The 16,748-nt window shown below is 61.8% G+C and carries 16 protein-coding genes and 1 pseudogene; 7 read left to right on the top strand and 10 right to left on the bottom strand.

All coding sequences use genetic code 11. The annotated features are described in order from the left end of the window. The first annotated feature begins 10 nt into the window (after nucleotides 1-10). Both E4K09_RS05550 and fhuF read left to right on the top strand, forming a co-directional pair. On the top strand, nucleotides 11-1,264 hold the full coding sequence (locus E4K09_RS05550; protein ID WP_134495758.1) for an MFS transporter: 1,254 nt from the start codon (nucleotides 11-13) through the stop codon (nucleotides 1,262-1,264). Next, complete coding sequence (fhuF, locus tag E4K09_RS05545) at nucleotides 1,261-1,986, top strand: siderophore-iron reductase FhuF (RefSeq protein ID WP_134495757.1); 726 nt, start codon at nucleotides 1,261-1,263, stop codon at nucleotides 1,984-1,986. The genes E4K09_RS05550 and fhuF overlap by 4 nt, the downstream gene beginning before the upstream one ends. Nucleotides 1,987-2,658: 672 nt before the next feature. On the opposite strand, the gene E4K09_RS05540 is transcribed toward fhuF, so the two are convergent. Next, nucleotides 2,659-3,000 (bottom strand): winged helix-turn-helix transcriptional regulator, encoded by a 342-nt coding sequence (locus E4K09_RS05540; RefSeq protein ID WP_134495756.1) that lies wholly within the window; start codon nucleotides 2,998-3,000, stop codon nucleotides 2,659-2,661. 79 nt (nucleotides 3,001-3,079) lie between these two features. Between E4K09_RS05540 and E4K09_RS05535 the strand changes: the two genes are divergently transcribed. The 3 genes from E4K09_RS05535 (at nucleotide 3,080) to E4K09_RS05525 (ending at nucleotide 5,669) form a co-directional block, all read left to right on the top strand. Further along, nucleotides 3,080-4,060 carry an NAD(P)-dependent oxidoreductase gene (locus tag E4K09_RS05535; protein WP_134495755.1) on the top strand — a complete coding sequence of 327 codons (981 nt, stop codon included), beginning with the start codon at nucleotides 3,080-3,082 and terminating at the stop codon, nucleotides 4,058-4,060. Next, nucleotides 4,053-4,466, top strand: coding sequence for a GFA family protein (locus tag E4K09_RS05530; protein ID WP_134495754.1), 414 nt, complete (start codon nucleotides 4,053-4,055; stop codon nucleotides 4,464-4,466). The genes E4K09_RS05535 and E4K09_RS05530 overlap by 8 nt, the downstream gene beginning before the upstream one ends. A gap of 438 nt (nucleotides 4,467-4,904) precedes the next feature. Next, complete coding sequence (locus tag E4K09_RS05525; protein ID WP_134495753.1) at nucleotides 4,905-5,669, top strand: SDR family oxidoreductase; 765 nt, start codon at nucleotides 4,905-4,907, stop codon at nucleotides 5,667-5,669. Nucleotides 5,670-6,250: 581 nt separating this feature from the next. On the opposite strand, the gene E4K09_RS05520 is transcribed toward E4K09_RS05525, so the two are convergent. From E4K09_RS05520 to E4K09_RS05495, 7 genes and pseudogenes are all read right to left on the bottom strand, one after another. Continuing rightward, nucleotides 6,251-7,126: a tetratricopeptide repeat protein gene (locus E4K09_RS05520; RefSeq protein ID WP_166802171.1), complete on the bottom strand. Its 876-nt coding sequence runs from the start codon at nucleotides 7,124-7,126 to the stop codon at nucleotides 6,251-6,253. Between the two features lie 7 nt (nucleotides 7,127-7,133). After that, nucleotides 7,134-7,367 carry a hypothetical protein gene (locus tag E4K09_RS28865; protein WP_166802170.1) on the bottom strand — a complete coding sequence of 78 codons (234 nt, stop codon included), beginning with the start codon at nucleotides 7,365-7,367 and terminating at the stop codon, nucleotides 7,134-7,136. A gap of 12 nt (nucleotides 7,368-7,379) precedes the next feature. Beyond that, nucleotides 7,380-7,817 (bottom strand): adenylate/guanylate cyclase domain-containing protein, encoded by a 438-nt coding sequence (locus tag E4K09_RS05515; protein ID WP_134495751.1) that lies wholly within the window; start codon nucleotides 7,815-7,817, stop codon nucleotides 7,380-7,382. 21 nt (nucleotides 7,818-7,838) lie between these two features. Continuing rightward, complete coding sequence (locus tag E4K09_RS05510; RefSeq protein WP_134495750.1) at nucleotides 7,839-8,081, bottom strand: nucleotidyl cyclase domain-containing protein; 243 nt, start codon at nucleotides 8,079-8,081, stop codon at nucleotides 7,839-7,841. Between the two features lie 358 nt (nucleotides 8,082-8,439). Then, nucleotides 8,440-8,787 carry a DUF6665 family protein gene (locus E4K09_RS05505; RefSeq protein ID WP_134495749.1) on the bottom strand — a complete coding sequence of 116 codons (348 nt, stop codon included), beginning with the start codon at nucleotides 8,785-8,787 and terminating at the stop codon, nucleotides 8,440-8,442. A gap of 107 nt (nucleotides 8,788-8,894) precedes the next feature. Continuing rightward, nucleotides 8,895-10,286 carry an adenylate/guanylate cyclase domain-containing protein gene (locus tag E4K09_RS05500; protein ID WP_134495748.1) on the bottom strand — a complete coding sequence of 464 codons (1,392 nt, stop codon included), beginning with the start codon at nucleotides 10,284-10,286 and terminating at the stop codon, nucleotides 8,895-8,897. 158 nt (nucleotides 10,287-10,444) lie between these two features. Continuing rightward, nucleotides 10,445-10,916, bottom strand: a pseudogene (locus tag E4K09_RS05495) (cyclophilin-like fold protein). Between the two features lie 257 nt (nucleotides 10,917-11,173). Between E4K09_RS05495 and E4K09_RS05490 the strand changes: the two are divergent. Beyond that, nucleotides 11,174-12,256 (top strand): hypothetical protein, encoded by a 1,083-nt coding sequence (locus tag E4K09_RS05490; RefSeq protein WP_134495747.1) that lies wholly within the window; start codon nucleotides 11,174-11,176, stop codon nucleotides 12,254-12,256. 282 nt (nucleotides 12,257-12,538) lie between these two features. Here E4K09_RS05490 and E4K09_RS05485 read toward each other — a convergent pair whose 3' ends face one another. Continuing rightward, nucleotides 12,539-14,146 carry a hypothetical protein gene (locus E4K09_RS05485; protein WP_134495746.1) on the bottom strand — a complete coding sequence of 536 codons (1,608 nt, stop codon included), beginning with the start codon at nucleotides 14,144-14,146 and terminating at the stop codon, nucleotides 12,539-12,541. A gap of 247 nt (nucleotides 14,147-14,393) precedes the next feature. Continuing rightward, complete coding sequence (locus tag E4K09_RS05480) at nucleotides 14,394-14,756, bottom strand: tyrosine-type recombinase/integrase (protein ID WP_280177448.1); 363 nt, start codon at nucleotides 14,754-14,756, stop codon at nucleotides 14,394-14,396. 472 nt (nucleotides 14,757-15,228) lie between these two features. Here E4K09_RS05480 and E4K09_RS05475 point away from each other — a divergent pair, with 472 nt between their 5' ends. Further along, nucleotides 15,229-16,485: an adenylate/guanylate cyclase domain-containing protein gene (locus tag E4K09_RS05475; RefSeq protein ID WP_134495744.1), complete on the top strand. Its 1,257-nt coding sequence runs from the start codon at nucleotides 15,229-15,231 to the stop codon at nucleotides 16,483-16,485. Nucleotides 16,486-16,748 lie beyond the last annotated feature (263 nt).

Below are 16,748 nucleotides of genomic sequence, written 5' to 3'. Positions count from 1 at the left end.
GCTGTCCGCCATGTATCGCTTCAGCACGCCCGCCGCCGTCGTCCTGGGCATCGGCGGGCTCTATGTGGGACAGAGCGTCATCTCGGGGATCACCTTCAGCGCCCTGCCGAGCGTGCTGCGCGACCAGGGCATGCCGCTCGATCGGATCGGCCTGACCTATCTGGCCGTTCTGCCGTGGGTGCTGAAGTTCCTCTGGGCTCCGGCGATCGAGCGCTACCGGCTGCCGCCGACCGGCCCGAGCCGCTCGCGCTCGGTGGTGCTGATCGGCGGCCTGGTCTGCGCCGCCTGCCTCGTCCTCGTGGGGGCAATCGGGCCCACGAAGCTGGTGCCGCTCATGGCGGCCCTCATGGTCATCGCCTTCGCGGCCGCCACCGTGGACATCGCCTGCGACGGGCACGCGGTCGAAAGCCTGCATGAGCGTTATCATGGCTGGGGCAATGCCGCTCAGGTCGGCGGAGCCTATATCGGCGCGGCGATCGGCGCGGGCTTGTTCCTCATCCTGGTCGACCGCCTCGACTGGATGCAGGCAAGCCTCGCCATGGCCGTGCTGATCGTGCTTCTGGGCCTGCCCTTCGTGCTGTCGCGGGCATCCGTGCCGGTCGCGCCGCGCACGTACCAGCCGTCCTTGCGCGCTGCGCTCAGGCGCAGCGGGATGCGCAAGGGCCTCGTGCTCGCCGCCGTCTACACGCTGACCCAGAAATGGTCGCTCGGCATGGTCGGCCCCTTCCTGATCGACAAGGGCCTCGATCTGAGCGCCCTCGGCGTCCTCAACGGCTTGGGAGGCCTGCTGGTCGGCTTTGTCTGCGCGCTCCTCGGAGGCGCATTGGTGCGCATATGGGGGGCACGCGCCGTCCTGGTCGTCGCCCTGGTGCTGCAAGCCGGCGCCTTGTACGGCCTTGCGGCGGCCGCATGGTGGAGCGAGGTTCCGCAGGCGCTTCTGCTCGGGCTCGCGCTTGCCAGTTCCTCCGCCGTCATGGCCCTGGGATACGTTGCGCTCTACGCCCACTTCATGGCGTTGTCCGATCCACGCCAGGCTGGGATCGACTTCACGCTGCTGCAATGCATGGATGCCGCCGTCAGCATGGTGGGCGGTGTCGGCGCCGGCTGGATCGCCCAGCATTTCGGCTACGTGACGTTCTTCGGACTGGCCAGTTTCCTCGCCCTGCTGGCTGTGCCTGCCGGAGCCTATTTGAGCCGCCGTTCGGGAGAGCGCGGCCGCTCCGATGACGATCCCGTTCGGCACCGGGCTGCCTCACGGCCATGATCCCTTCGCTCGCGCCATGCTTCACCGGCACCTTCGTTCACTTCAAGGACGGTCTCGCCCTTCCCGGCGAGCACACGGGAGCCATCCCGTGCCGCGATCTGCTCGATGCGGGCGTGATCGAAGGCCTCATGGAGCGGTTCGCCGAAGTGTATCCTGGCGGCGACCGGCGTGCGCTCGTGTCCATGTGGGCGCAGTGGCACTTCGGGGCTCTCATCATCCCGACGACGGCGGCTGTCGTCATTCTCAACCGCGATCTGCCGGTGGAACTCGATCAGGTCGGCATCGCGCTGCATGAGGGGGGACAGACGGCGGCGATCATCCTGCCCCATGACGGCACTTCGCAGCCACCGGGTGGGAGCAGGACGTTCGCGCGCCTGTTCTCGGGCCATGTGGAGCCGCTGGTCCGCCATCTGTCGAACCAGTTCGGCGTCTCGCGCCGCATGCTATGGAACAACGCCGCCGACATCTTCGAGTGGACGCTGCAGCAGGCCGCCGCGGATGTGAGCGCCCATCCGGATGCGCTCGATGAGGGCAGGGCTTTGCTGCAGAGCAGGTCGGATGCGAGCGACCGCGCCAATCCCATGTTCGGCCTGATCCGATACGTGCCTCAGGACGGGCAGGCGATCAGGCGCCGCAAGCTGTGCTGCCTGCGCTACCTGCTGCCCGGCATCGAGTGCTGCGGCGACATCTGCCCGACGCCGCCGAAAGCGACCCGGAAGTAGGGAGACGTGCACAAGGGCAGGGTGCAGGACGATCAAGCGCGAGCACGGTTGTCTAAGCAGCGGAAAATCTGGGTCGAACTGCTTCGAGCAATTTGTCAGAAGGTGCGGCTAAGCCTTGAAGAAGGGGGTGGGGGACCTGAATTCGAACCAAGACTGACGGAGTCAGAGTCCGGTGATTGGATGTCACTGCTTGTCGTTAGACGTCGATGCTTGTCGCAACCCATTGATATTGTTTGATCTCATTGCCTCTGAGCATCCTTTGTTGTTGCTGATGTCACGTCCAGTTAGTGACATGGCGGTGATCTCGAGACCGCCGATTTATCGTGAAACATGCCGGGCGCATGGCGAAGGCTCCCGCAAAGACGGCCGAAAAACATCTCGCACACCAGTTGCAGGTGCGGCGGAGACTATGATTTGGCGAGGCATTGCCCCTGAGGTTGTCGAGCGGGAGGTTCGGACCCTCGAAAGTGCCATTCGAGCCGCTGTTCCGTTAGCAGGGGGTCAAACACCTTCTTGTTCATGAGCCCGATTCTCAGTCCGGCAACGAGGGCTTCGCGCATCAGGTGTGCATTGTCGGTGCGGAAGGTCGAGCGAACGGGAGTTTCCACACGCTCACGACCCGAAGCTGACCTTCATTGACGCGGGGGCACTCAATCCCACCCTTCTTGTTCCTCAGGCAGCCGCGCTCCGGTGCGATTTCCAGGCCTCGTGCTGCTTCCCCCATTTCGACATCGCGGTTACCGCTTCGTTCAGGCTCAGGCCCAACGGCGTAATAGAATATTCCACTCGCGGGGGCACTTCACCGAAGTCACGACGGGTGATCAAGCCATCCGCCTCCATCTGGCGCAACTGTTGGGTGAGCACCTTCTCGCTCACGCCAGGCAAGAGCCGGCGCAACTCCGCGAACCGGTGCGGCCGCAGATGCAATTCCCACAGCAGTGAGATTTTCCACTTGCCGCCGACCGCCTGGAGAGCGGCCGCAAAACCGCAATTATCTGGCTCCTTGCTCCGCATGCGATAGCTCCTGTCTAAGCCTAGGGTAGCTTACCTGAAGGTGCGTACTTCCAATCAATCCGGGAACATATATCTTCAAATGCGGCCGGCCAAACCGAAACTGTTTCTGTCGAAGCGATCTTCAACAATCGGAGAAATTGCCATGAAAACGGTAGTCTGCGTTCTTGGCGCGGGCCGGATGGGCTCGTCTATTGCTCGGACTTTTCTGAGCCACGGCTATGAGACATGGGTGTGGAACCGCACCCAGGCCAAGTGTGAGCCGCTGGCGTCGCAGGGCGCGCAGACAGCCCCCTCTGTAGCAGATGGAATCCAGGCGGCTGACGTCGTCATCATCAATGTCCTGGACTATGCTGCCAGCGCGACATTGTTGAAGCACGATAGCGTCACCTCAGTTTTGCCTGGCAAGACGGTCGTGCAGCTCACCTCGGGTTCGCCGCGATTGGCGAGGGAGGAGGCCGCCTGGGTGGAAGCACATGGGGCCTCCTACTTGGATGGGGCGATCATGGCGACACCCGACTTTATCGGCAGGCCCGAGGCGGCATTACTCTATTCAGGGCCACGCATGGTGTTCGAGGCGAACAGGGGCCTGCTATCCGCTCTTGGTGGCGGCACGACCTATGTTGGGGATGTTCCTGGCCAGGCCTCCGCGCTCGATACCGCTCTGCTGACCCAGATGTGGGGTGGGCTCTTCGGCGCCCTTCAAGGCATGGCTGTCATTGAGGCGGAGAACCTCAATCTTGAGATATTCCGGCACCAACTTACCGCTTTCAAGCCGGTCGTCGATGCAGCGCTTTACGATCTGATCGACCGGACCAGAGCGCAGCGCTTTTCCGGTGACGAGACCACCCTGGCGTCGCTGGGCGCCCACTACAGTGCCTTTCAACATCTGCTCGAAGCGTGTGAGGAGCAGGGTCTTGACGCGTCTCTCCCCGAGGCCATGAACAGGTTCTTCCGTCAGGGGCTCTCCCAAGGAGGCCCGGAGAGCGATCTTGCCGCGCTGGCCCCGTTGTTCCGGAAGGGCCACACCGTCGCTCCGCCCGCGGAGATCGCCAATGTATGACGCAGCACAGACACGAGTGGCGGCCTGCTCCTGCCGGAGCGTCGAACTCGTCCTCGCGGGCGAGCCCCGGCGCGTCTACGCATGCAGTTGCCTTGAGTGCCAGCGCTGCACCGGATCGGCGTTCTCATACCGGGCGATCTATCCAGATGCAGCCATCCTCAGCCAGAAGGGAGAAACGCGATCCTGGCGGCGAAGCGGCTCATCCGGAAAATGGCTTGAGCAACATTTCTGTCCCACGTGCGGATCAGTCGTGTTCATGCGGGCAGAAGCCCTGAAGAACGCGCTTTCCGTGTCGGCGGGCTGTCTGGAGGATGAGCAGTTTCCTGCACCACAAGTTCTCCACTGGCCCGAAAGGAAGCACCGGTGGCTGTGTCTGGAAGGTGTTCCTGACGCCAGTTCTGCGTGAGTACCAATCAAAGTAGGCGTGTAATCTGGGAACAAACATTGCACATCCAACACTGAGAAAGCCCGCCTTGCGTTTCGAGGCGGGCTTTAGATGTATTCGAGCTCGCGATGGGTGATTCATCGCCAACATTTGCACTAGCCGCCGCTTCGTCGCTGAATCGGGAACGCCTCATATAGGCACGGGGCTGACCTTACCCTAGTTTCCGCGCTTGCACGCTGAGCAGACCTTCATTGGATCCGCTCTACATTACACTTTGACCCTGATCGGACCATTGCGTGGCACTGCATTCCATATCGTCCCGCTCCGCGAAGATCGATCTAGCGACAGCCGGCCACCCGTTCCCATCACAGGAAACGGGCGTAGGAAACGGGTCGCATCACAGGTCATAGTTTGGGATCTCCCTCTTGAGCGTCGAGCTCACAGAAAAGGGATCTATCCATGACAGCACTAATGAACAAAACCGCCATCGTGACGGGAGCAAGCTCTGGGATCGGCTACGCCACTGCGCGGCTGTTCGCACGGGAGGGGGCAAACATTGTTGTTACAGCCAGGCGCGCCGATGAACTGAACGCATTAGTTGCGGATATCAAAGAAGGTGGCGGGCGGGCCATTGCCGTCGCCGGAGATGTGCGGGATGAGGCGCTCGCCCGGGCACTCGTCGAGAAGGCACTCGACGCCTTCGGTGGACTTGATATTGCCTTCAACAATGCCGGCGCGAATGGCGAAATGGGACCAACACCGGGCATATCGCTTGAAGGGTGGAACGAGGCGCTCGCGGTGAACCTCACCGCCGCTTTTCTGGGAGCCAAGTATCAGATCCCAGCAATGCTCGACCGTGGGGCAGGTTCACTGATCTTCACCTCGACCTTCGTTGGTCATACTGTCGGCATGCCAGGTGTGGCCGCTTACGCCGCCAGCAAAGCTGGCCTGATTGGGCTGACCCAATCACTGGCAGCCGAGTTCGGGCCGAAGGGCATCCGCGTCAATGCGCTCCTTCCAGGAGGGACGGATACTCCTATGGCTGAAGCGTGGGTCAGTACCCCCGAGGCCAAAGCCTTTGTGGAAGGCCTCCACGCCCTAAAGCGCCGGGCTCGTCCTGAGGAGATTGCTCAGTCGGCACTCTACCTTGCATCTGATGCATCAAGCTTCACGACAGGGACCGCCCTTCTTGCCGACGGTGGTGTCTCCATCAACCGCACCTGATACGGGACGGCAGCACACCTGAGGCCTCAGGCTTCTGAGGAGGCACCTGAGGCCTCAGCTATTCAGACTGGTTCTGAAACAAGTCTAGCCGCCAGATTTTCGGGAAATGTCAATTGAAGCAGCACAAGCTCTCCGAAGTATTTGTTCTTCATGACGTACATCGCATGGAGGCTGGCTAGGCTAGAGCTGTACTAGCTCACCGCCTGCACTGGGATGCCATGCTTCCAAATGCGCTCTAAAGACACCTTATCCAGCTCCATAAACGGACACACCCGAAAGCTTAGCCGTAAGCCGTTGATGAATATAGCACGCGACAGCCTCACGCTCGGGAGATCTCAACATGGCACGCCTGAGGCGTCTGTGCTTGTTCCGCTTTGGCGCTTGAAAGCCGACATTCGTTGGGTCATCGCACTTGGAAAGTCTGGCTCACGGCAGTCATACATTGCTTGCTCCGGTCGAACACTGAACCGGATGCGAGCGATCCGCAGACAGAACTGATCGCGGGACACTCTCAGTTGCGTGAACCTGGAGCATCTGCAAGCTCGACCGTGCGGCTCAGACATGCTGCGCTACTGTTGGTCTCATGTCAGTGGCGGGCCGGCCTTGGCAAGACCTTCTCTGATTAACTCACGATGTGCTCTGGATATGTATTCGCCGGTGCCAAGGAACTCGTCGAGGGAACGGATCGTGGAGTGCCTGCGCAGCTCCTCGACCGACGAAAGCGCCGCGGCCTTCTGGCCGAGATGCGCGTAAGCCACGGCTGCGAACAGGTGGCAGGACCAGTAGTCCGGTGCCCGGCGAGCACAGTCCCGCAGGTGTGGCAGGGCCTCGTCGAACCGTTGCTTCAGCAGGAGCGCGCGGGCCAGGTACATATCGTAGTTGGGCGGGTGGAGCGGATCGAGCACGAATGCCCGCTGCATGAGGGAGACAGCCTCATCGGCCTGACCCGCGAAGGTGAGGATGTTGGCCAAGCCCGCATGGTACTCAGCTTCACTGGGATTGAGCTCAACGGCTCGCCTTGCCCAGCGGATAGCCTCGTCATGGGTGAGGCGGCGCAACAGCAGATCGCCCGTCACCATGTGAGCCAAAGGGAGGGCAGGATCGGTAGCCAGTGCTCGTTTGGCATAAGCCAGCCCCCGCGCCAGCACCTTCTCCCGATGAGGCGGATCCCAACGCAGGGCAACCTCGCGGTAGTCGGCATAGGCCAGCTCCGCGATGGCCGGCGCGAACAGGGGGGCGAGCTCGATGGCCTTCTCGAACAGGGCGCTGGCCTCAAGCGAGCGCTCCCGTCGGTTTGTCTCGCGGAGGCTGCGACCGCGCAGGTAGTAGTCATAGGCTGTAAGGTCACTGGTCGGCTTTCCCAGGCTTGCCGCTACCTCGGCCTTTTGAATGCTGGCTCCGAGGCGGGCAGCAATCCTGTCGGCAATCTCGTCCCGAACTGCGAAGATGTCCTGCAAAGGCCGATCATACCGGTCGGCCCAGGACTTGGGTGCCGCCGTATATGTCGCTGAGTTGGGCCGCGATGCGGATCTGATCCCCTGTCTTCTCCACGCTTCCCTCCAGGGCGTAGCGCACGCCGAGGGTGCGACCGACCTCGGCCAAGTCAATTGGCCTGCCCTTGTAGGATAAGGTCGAGTTGCGCAAGATGACGAACAAGTGCGGGAAGCGGGTCAGTGCCGTTAGGACATTCTCTGTCAATCCATCGCTGAACTATTCCTGCGATGGATCACCGGAGCGGTTGGCGAAAGGCAACACAGCAATTGTCGGACGGCCCTGGTGATCCGGTGCAGACGAGAATTGACGGCTCAGAAAAAGGGCGATCAGCCCGACTGCGACGATGGCCATCACGGCCGCCGCGAGGGGAATAGCACGGTTGCGCCAGCCCAGCGCCCGCCGGGGACGCAGGCGCAGCATTTGCTCTCCGGCGGCACTGAACGTGCGAATTGGGCGCGGGATGTTCTTGAGCCTTCGTTCTCCGACCTCCTCAAATCGGAAATGATCCCGAGCGTAGTCACGGACAGGGCGGGACACCAGAATGCCACCCGGCTCAGCAATTTCCTGCAATCGGGCCGCAATGTTGACGCCGTCCACGAAGACATCTCCGTCCTTGGTGACGTCCCCGACGTGAATGCCAACGCGGAAGCACAGTGGGCTGCTCGCTTCTTTGCATCAGCGCTGGACGTCCACAGCAAAGCCGACAGCTTGGACAGTACTGCCGAATTCCGCCAGGAAGCCGTCATCCATAGTCTTGACATTTCGGCCACGGTGGCGTTCCGCGGATGGATAGACGATCTTGGTCAGCAGTTCCTGTAGGCGAGCGAATGTGCCGTCCTCGTCCTCGCTCATCAGGCGAGAATAGCCCTCGATGTCGGCGCAGACTATTGCGAGCAGACGGCGATCCGGCTCGTTCACAGCACCCTCCCGTCACTAGGATGGTGCGCTTTCCCGTCGACCAGGTCCATGTGGGACGGCAGCAATAGAGTTATGTGATGTTATGGCGAAGATTCCGGAGGCCTTCCGCTACGATCGCCTCAAGCCAGGAACTTCAGACCTTTCGACGAGTGAAGTCACCTCATCGGCCTCGCCTTTGGCGGGAAGGACCGCTGTTGGCCCGCCTGAGACGTAAGAGCTTGGTCCGCTTGGGCACCTGAGAGCCGACGTTCGTTGGATGACCGGAAGGTGAAAGTTTGACCCGAAAGAGACCTTTTAAGCCCGAGCTTCAGATCGAGGCGGCTCAAGCCACGCGTGGGAGGGGCTGGATCACCGTGGGCTAGTCAGCCCTGCGCCTGACCTGCCCGACACGGTTCAGCACCTCACGCGGGATGCTGTAGTCCCTCACCACAGCCTCCCAGTTCCGGAGGCCGCATAGCTCCCGCTGGATCATGAAGGCCCAGACGAGGTCTGCTGCATCGTCCAGCAAGGCACGGCGACGATGGTCCCGATCAGGTTGGTGCGCTTCCGCATCGAAGGCTCGCAACGCCGCGAGAGCCTGCTCGACTTGGCCGCTCAAGGTGCCAAGCGTATGCGCTTTCTGCTCCCGGAGCTCGTGATCAAGCACGCTCCAGCCTGTCTCCGGCTGAAGACCGGTCGACGAGCTCTGGGGAATGCGAACTGCCATCTCAGGTCTCCGCCAGGCAACGATGGAGGGGAGATAGTGCTACAGCCCTCATGGGTGAACGCGACACCCTGGCGCAAGCCCGCACAGGCCACGCCTGCTGGCATCTGTCACGTGGCGATGTGAACCAAAAGCCCTTGCTGCCTGCCACGGAGTTGAACTTGGCGGGAGGATTGGGACCTCGTGAGCCACTCCGGATCTCCTGTGGCGCGGATGCAGTCCTCAGACGCGACGATTGAGCCGCCAATCTCGCGCGTCACCTCCTCGAGCCTGCTCGCCACGTTCACGACATCGCCGACGACGGTAAACTCGATGCGCTCCCTGCCGCCGAGATTGCCGACCGTCACCGGGCCACAGTGAACTCCGACCGAGACACGCAGCGGATTGGCGCCGCGAGTGGACCTCTTACGACTCCAGCGCTCGATCTCCTGCTGAAGTTCGAAGGCGCACGCGAGCGCGCGGGCCGGCGCGTCCGGTTGCAGGCCGATCGAGCCGAAGGTCGCCATGAAGCCGTCGCCCAGGTACTTGTCGAGGGTGCCGCCATGCCTGAAGACGATGGCGCAGCTCCGCTCCTGGAAACTGCGCAGCAAGGCGAACGTCCGCTCGGGCGAGAGAGGCTCCGTGATCTTCGTGAAGCCGACGATGTCCGCGAACAGGACGGCCACCGTTCGTGTCGCCGGATCCCCGAACGCAGTCCCGCCGCGGCTGGCGAGGGCCTCGGCCACGTCCGGGGAGACATAGCGTGCGAGGTCCGCGCGCACGACCTCGGCCTCGACCTGGTTCAGCAAGGTCCGTCTGCTGCGCCAGACGGCGAGGGTGATGAGCAGGGTGAACAGGGAGGTTGCAACAAGCTGGGTATACCATGCCGTCAGACCGACAAAGGCAGGCTTGAAGGAGATATCCAGGGCCACGGCTGACGTAAGTGCTCCCTCCGCAGCCGCATCATTGAACCGCAGTGTGTCCGGCTGGGAGTAGATCTTGAAGACGCCGATCGACCAGATGACGAGGATCGACAACCCCGTCCAGAGCACCCGCCTTGGAGAGTAGGTGAGCGCAGCCTCTCCGAGGAGAAGGAGAACGTAGAGGAATTCCTGCCCGCGCAGGCGGGTCTGAAGCGGCCAGTCGTTGCCGAGACTGGCTGGCGGCGGGACCAGGATCGCGGCCGTCACCAAGGTCACGTCGAGGACGATGAAGCCAAGCTTGATCGTCTCGCTATGAGGATGGTGTCGCAGGCGGTACGGGATGAAGCCCAGGAGGAAGAACCCAAAGGCGTAGGCACCGTAATAGAGGTCCCGTGGCCACGGGACGAGCCAAGCCAGCCACACGGAAACAACGATGATCGCGATCAGCCGGGCGTAGAAGGCGAACTGGAGGCCTTCGAGCTCTGCCTGTCGAATGCTCGCCTGAAGACGACCCTGGGAGTGCCCAAGAGACCAAAGCGATCGAAGCCCATCCGAGATCCTGGACACAAAGCCGACAATCCGGGTTGCCAAGTCAGACATATGCTCACTCTGCTGATCCAAGAAGATCAGGATCTGAACCTGATAGCATTCCGACAAGGGCCTTGCACGGTGCCAGCGGAAACGGCAATGGGGAGGCTAAGGCCAGAATATGGAATCCTCGTCGAAGCGGACGTTCCGGAAACGCAGGGGCTCGGTTCCTATCGGATGCGCTCAATGCGCAGCGGGAACTTGCCGCGCACCCGCAGCGGCTCGAAGCTGCCATCGAAGCGGCCGAGCCGGATCAGGCCGTCCCACCGGTAATCGGCGTAGAACATGGCCGGGTTGCCCCCAGGGCTTGAAGTAGCAGAGATCGCCCGGCCGCTCGTTGCCGAAGGGGCCGCTGCCATCCTCCGTGAGCTTGCGCGGCAGGTAGGCGATCCTCTCGTTGTTGCCGTAGTCCTCTATGGTGAGGTCCAGGGGGAGAAGCGTGGCTAGATCCCGTGCCGACGGGTTGTCGTAGAGTGTAGCCATCATGGTTCGACCACCGAAGGTCAGCTTGATCCTCACATCGGTCGGCTTCTGGCTTGCCGGATCCCTGCCGCTCTGACCGTGAGCCAGACGCGGCACGGCAGCCGCAAGCGTGGCGCCTAGCATCGTGCGACGGCTGATCGTCGGTAGTCTCATCACCATGGACATGCTCCGGATTGTGCGGGACGAGGCTTCACTACTGCCGGCTTTTCTCGCTGGGCTAACCCGTAGCTGCCGGAAAGGGATTTGGCCAAGCCCATCGTGCTTAGACCTGAGGGGGCAATCAGAACCAAACCGAGGTTTACGTAGCGGTAAGTTTTGCTAGCGTAGGATCATAGTCCAAGGCATGACGCCTCTGACCGTGTTCGCCTCCGCGGCGCAATGATTGTTGCTCGCAGGGGCAGTCGTGAGGTTTGGCCATGAAGATCGGCTCCGCGTCATCGCAGAGTGTCCCCGTTGCGGTCCCAACGTCCACCCCATCGACCACGTCGTCGGTCTCCAACGCATCGGCACCTTCGAGTTCGATCACAATTTCGATGCGGTCGAAAGCCCTGTCACTTGAGCTTTTGAACATCCTCTTCAAGTTGAATGTCGAGGTTGAGGGCAGCAAAGGTGACGACCTGATCTCGATCATTTCCCGCGGCCGGGGCCAAGTGAGCGTCGATGGCGGCGATGGCGATGACACGATCGATGTCCATGCCCCGAACGTGGTCGTCAATGGAGGATCCGGCAACGACCGCGTGACCGTGTCTGCGTGGGATCGCGCCAGTATCTCCGGAGGCGACGGAGATGACGTTCTTGCTACGCTTGGGGGGCACCATGTGACTGTTGACGGCGGCTCGGGTGATGACACGATCGATGTCCGGTTCGCGCAGCATGCATATGTCTCGGGCGGCAGCGGTGATGATACCATCACCGCCTGGGCCTCGCGTTATGCCCTGATTGATGCTGGGAGCGGTGACGACCATGTCCGCTCCTTTTCATCGGGCCACATCGATCTCGGTTCTGGAGACGACAAAATCGACTCCCTTTGGGGCGGCTATGTGAACGGTGGTAGCGGTGACGACCTCGTTTATATCTCCCGCGCTGCCACGGTGGACGGTGGCAGTGGCGATGATCGCCTGTGGTCGGGTGGCAGTAAGGGTGCCGTGATCTCAGGTGGTCTGGGCGATGATCAGGTCTCCATTGATGGCGGCACCGCGATCTTCAACAAGGGTGACGGGAACGACAGCATTGGTCTTGGCCCATTCAGTGGAGAGAAGAACACGATCAAGATCCATGGCTATAGCGCTAACGATGTGAGCCTAGTTGAATCGGACGGGAGCGTGCACCTCAGGTTTGCCGGCAGTGATGACAGCATTAAGCTGAAAGGCGCGATTGGCACAGCGCTGCTGACGTTCGACGATGGAACGACCATCGACCTAGGAACGAAATACTCGTCAGAGATTCGGACGTTACATACTGACATTCAGCAGTTGCCAGCGGGATTGAAGTTCGCTTGATCGCTCGATAATCGGTTTCCCATCAAGCCCACTCAGAGAGACTGCACTTTTGTCGGGCCTTCTTCTTTCATGGTGCGCGGAATTTTTAGGAAGCAGGACGTATCCCATAGAATCCGCTGCGGCAATCTCCCGCTCAGCATGAGCGGATGTGCTATCCGGGGAGGTCTCCTATTGGCACGAGGCCGACCTTGTCCCAAGTTCCGCGGTCGCGCGTTAAACGGACCTTCGTTCGATCGGCTCTTCGTTACACTTCGACCATCTCTGATATTCGACCACTTTTCTTCAGCGGCTCAGGAAGGCACGAGCATGTTCAACCTCGGCTAAGCCTGGCTGAGCTCGTGCCGTAACCTCAAGCAGGCGCGCATAATGCCGGCGCGCCGCCTCACCAGCGCCGTCCAACTCAGCGGCCCGCGCAGCGCCATAGATGGCGCGAAAGCGACCAGGCTCCGTCATCTGGACGGCCTCGTACTCGCGCTGCGCCTCGGCGTAGCGGCCCATCATCAGCAGCATCTCCCCCAGTTGCTCGCGGGCGGGAACGAGTGGTCCAGGCGTCACTGGATGCTTGTCCGTCCGCCCCTCGCGCTCGGCCGCCTCCCGCATTGTCGTGACCGCCTGATCATGCTGGGTTCGTGCAAAGGCAACCCACGCTTCGGCAGCGAGGCGCAGGATCTCCGTCTGCTCCGCCCAATAGGCATCGCTGCCGCGAAGAGCCGCAGCCGCAGTCTTCAATGCCTCAATGTCAGCAGCCGCCGCATCCGGGCGCCCAGCCCGAGCCGCGCCCACGGCACGAGCGAAGTGCGTGTTTGCGACAACCAGCGGTGCCGTTTGCTGGCCTGGGGTGAGAGCCGCCGCCTCCTCCCATGCCCCGCGCTCGAGGGCAAAACGGGCCGGCATCACCGTCAGGGCCCACGCAAAGATCGGCGCCGGCGCGCTCCACGATGCAAAGCGCCCCAAGTCGGTGATCACGCGCTGTGCCGCCTCAATCTGTCCGGTCTGGAGATAGCCGTAGACCATGTAGTCCAGCGCATGAACCTCGTCGAACACGGCCTTCTGCGCCCGCGCCGTCTCGGCGGAGCGGCGGTTGGTCTCGATCGAGTCCTCCCAGCGCCCGATCCGGGTGAAGATGTGGGAGGGCATGTGCAGCGCATGCGGGGCGTCCGCTGCAATCTCGGCGTAGCGCTCGGCTGCCGCCACACCGCGCGCCGCGAGTGCCGGCGTGTCATAGGTGTGGATCAAGTAATGGGCGATGCCAGGATGCTGCGGCTGCCGCGCCCACGCCCGCTCCAGGATCTCGGCGGCGCGAAACTGGCGCGCGTAGGTCTTGTCCGTCGGGGGTGCGGCCATTGCCAGAGCGAGGGCGTAATGGATGCCGACCTCTAGGTCGTCGGGAAAGCGTCCGTACAACCCGCTCATCGCCTGCTCATAGCGCTCCAGACGGGCTCGATGCGTCGCCGGGTCGTCGCTGCCGTAAAGCTCGGAAAGGGCGGCGATGAAGCCAGCCTCGCGCTCGCTCCGGGCACCGATCCGCCGCGCCTCCTCAAGCACAGCGCGCCCCTGCCGGAGGTTGGTGGCGGTGGTGACGGTGAAGGGATTCACCAAGAGGGCCATGGCCTCGCCCCAGTAAGCCATAACGCAGGTCGGATCGCGCTCGCGCACCCGCCGGAAGGCTTCGCCGGCGGCTTGGTACCAGAACGAGTGCTGAAGCTTCATCGCCTCGTCGAAGGCGGCCTGCGCCTCGGGCGTGCAACTGACGGGGAAATGAACTTCGCCGAGGGTCGCCGCGCCTGGGGACGCGCTCTGCGCGCGGCCGTGATCATGCTGGGCCTGTCCATATGCTGGGCAGAGCACGAGACCCAAGGCCACCGCCCACAAGTTGGTTTTCGCTGGCATCGCTTCCTCCCTGCCGGAGGACCCGATTGGGCGCCCGGCCTCATCCGCGAATACCCAGCCCAACTCACCATACGCCCAGCCTAGCGCGGCTTCAACGGTGCTGCATGAGTGATCCTTGATCGATTGCTCTGCCACTTCCGTTGAATGCACGCTGCCGGCTTGGTCGGGAAATTCCACCAGGATAGGCGTCTTGGATTGTCGCAGGCAGAAGGCCTTGAGGCGGCCCGTCGGCGGGCCGCCTTGGCGTTTAGATCTCAACCTGCTCCGTAGTCAGAAGGGCATCGTCGACATCAATGCCGAGATACCGCACGGTACTCTCGATCTTGGTGTGACCCAGCAGGAGCTGGACGGCCCGGAGGTTGCCTGTTCGTCGGTAGATCATTGAGGCCCTGGTACGTCGTAGGGAATGGGTGCCGTAGGCGAGGGGATCAAGGCCAATCGCGCGAAGCCAGGATGCCAGCAGGCGGGCGTATTGGCGCGTCGTCATGGGCCTCCCTCGATTGGTCCGGCTTGGCAACAGCGGCTCGCCCCTGTGCCGGTCCTTCTTCTCCAACCAGCGCCCCACAGTCTCGCGGGTCTGCTCGGGGGCCTCTGTTGGGACCGAGTTGATGAAATGCAGATAAGTTGAGCTAAATCAACAGCTGAGAGAAGAAAATTGGCGGAGAGGGGGAGACTCCGCGGAAAGCTACCCGAAGCCCTGAAACAACAAGGACTTAGCGGCACCAGATGGACGCCCTGTGTAGCACTCGTGAGGAGGCCACCTCAACGAGCGTTCTGCATTGAAATCCACGCAAGGAGCGGTAGTTTGGAAGATATGTCCGTCGCTATCCTTGGCCTGAATTGCCCTGGCGGTCGGCTACCTTCGATCCCCGGTTATGAAGGTCCGAGAGGAAGCAGTATGCACACCTTCGCGATGATTGTTGTACTTTCCTTCCTGACCTGACCCGGACCCTCGGAAGTTCAATTCACACGCTGGCCAATGGAGAGTCTGGGGCGGCCATCTCAAAAGGCTGCAGTTCAGAATCCTCACCTGGCTTGCGAGGGCTCTGCGTGCCACAATATCGAACGCAGGAGGCTGCAGCATGGGCAGGGCTGCTCCGATCATTGCCTGGCTTCATCAGCAGGGGCTGAGGGGAATGGGCTCTGGCAAAGTTCTGGAGGGCTTGTGTGAGCAACTCCTGAACGCAGGGATCAACCTCGACCGATCAGTGGTCGGTTACCTCGTGTTCCACCCGCAGTTCGACGGGATGAACTTCACGTGGACCCGCAGTACACGAACAGCCGAACGGCAGGCTGTCGTTCGGATTGACATTCTGCGCCTTCCTTCGCCGTTTCTGAACATGCAGGCGACCGGAACTCGTGAAATGCGGTATCGCTTGGATGATCCTAACGTTGTGCTGCCATTTCCTTTCCTGGATCGTCTCAGGAGCCTCGGCTATAAGGATTACTTCGCCTTCTTCGAGCCGTTCGGTACCTGCGCGGATCGGACGGTCTGGCCTGATCTGCCGGACGGGTTGATCATGCACGAGGGGGTCACTGGCTCATTTGGCACAACCCAGGAGGGCGGGTTCAACAGGAGTGACATCGCCCTGTTCCGCGACCTCGCGGTGCCGATCTCGGTTGCGATTAAGGTTGGGGCGATCCTGGAGATGGCCGAGACCCTCCTAGGGGCCTATCTTGGGCCAACCTCTGGCCGAAATGTGCTGCTCGGGCATGTGCGGCGCGGGCAAGGTCAGATCATCAGGGCCGTTGTCTGGCATAGCGATCTGCGCGGCTCGACCGCCCTGGCGGAGACCAGCGCGCTTGACACGTACCTTTCCACACTCGACAGCTACTATGACTGCGTTGTTGATGCGGTCATCGCGCATGGTGGCGAGGTTCTGAAGTTCATCGGGGATGGCGTGCTTGCCATGTTTCCCTTCGGGGACGACGCCCTCACGGAGGTGGAGGCCTGCGAACTGGCGTTTGCAGCTGGGCGTGATGCTCTCGCAAGGCTGGAAAGCATCAATGCTGAGCAGGCTGCGGCAGGAAGAGCGCAGATCCGCTGCGGGATTGCGCTTCATGCCGGCACCGTCATGTATGGCAATGTGGGCTCGGCGCAGCGGCTTGATTTCACAGTCATGGGGTCGACGGTCAACGAGGTCGCGCGCCTGGAGACGCTCTGCAAGACGCTCGATGTTCCCCTCGTCCTGTCAGAGGCTGTTGCAGGGCACTTGAAGGAGCAGCTTGGGAGTTTGGGCTGGCATGCTCTTGCGGGCGTCAGCCGTGAGATAGAGGTGTTTTCACCTCTAGCAACTGCTCCGGTTCAGGAAGGGCCCAATCCCGGCTGCAAGCTCTGACTCATCGAGCGGACAACGGTGCCTTCTCCAGTCGCGTCAACTCGTCGGGGTCACGAGGGGACGCCACCATAGGACGAAGCCTCACTCGCCGAGGCCAGTAACATCGCCGTCTGGCAGATCTTGTTGAGAAACTCCGCAAGTGCTGTTTTTCGGGTGCTTGACGTGCAGGATGCTGGGCCTGATCTGGCACACAGACCCTAGTAATAGACCGACGCAGCCGCGCCTCGGGATTTTTCAAGACTATCGGCACGAAGCGGACGTTT

Origin of the sequence: Microvirga pakistanensis, assembly GCF_004458765.1 — a bacterium.
Taxonomy (GTDB): domain Bacteria; phylum Pseudomonadota; class Alphaproteobacteria; order Rhizobiales; family Beijerinckiaceae; genus Microvirga; species Microvirga pakistanensis.
The sequence above is the reverse complement of the archived record's forward strand: the minus strand, read 5'-3'. Positions and strand labels throughout refer to the sequence as shown.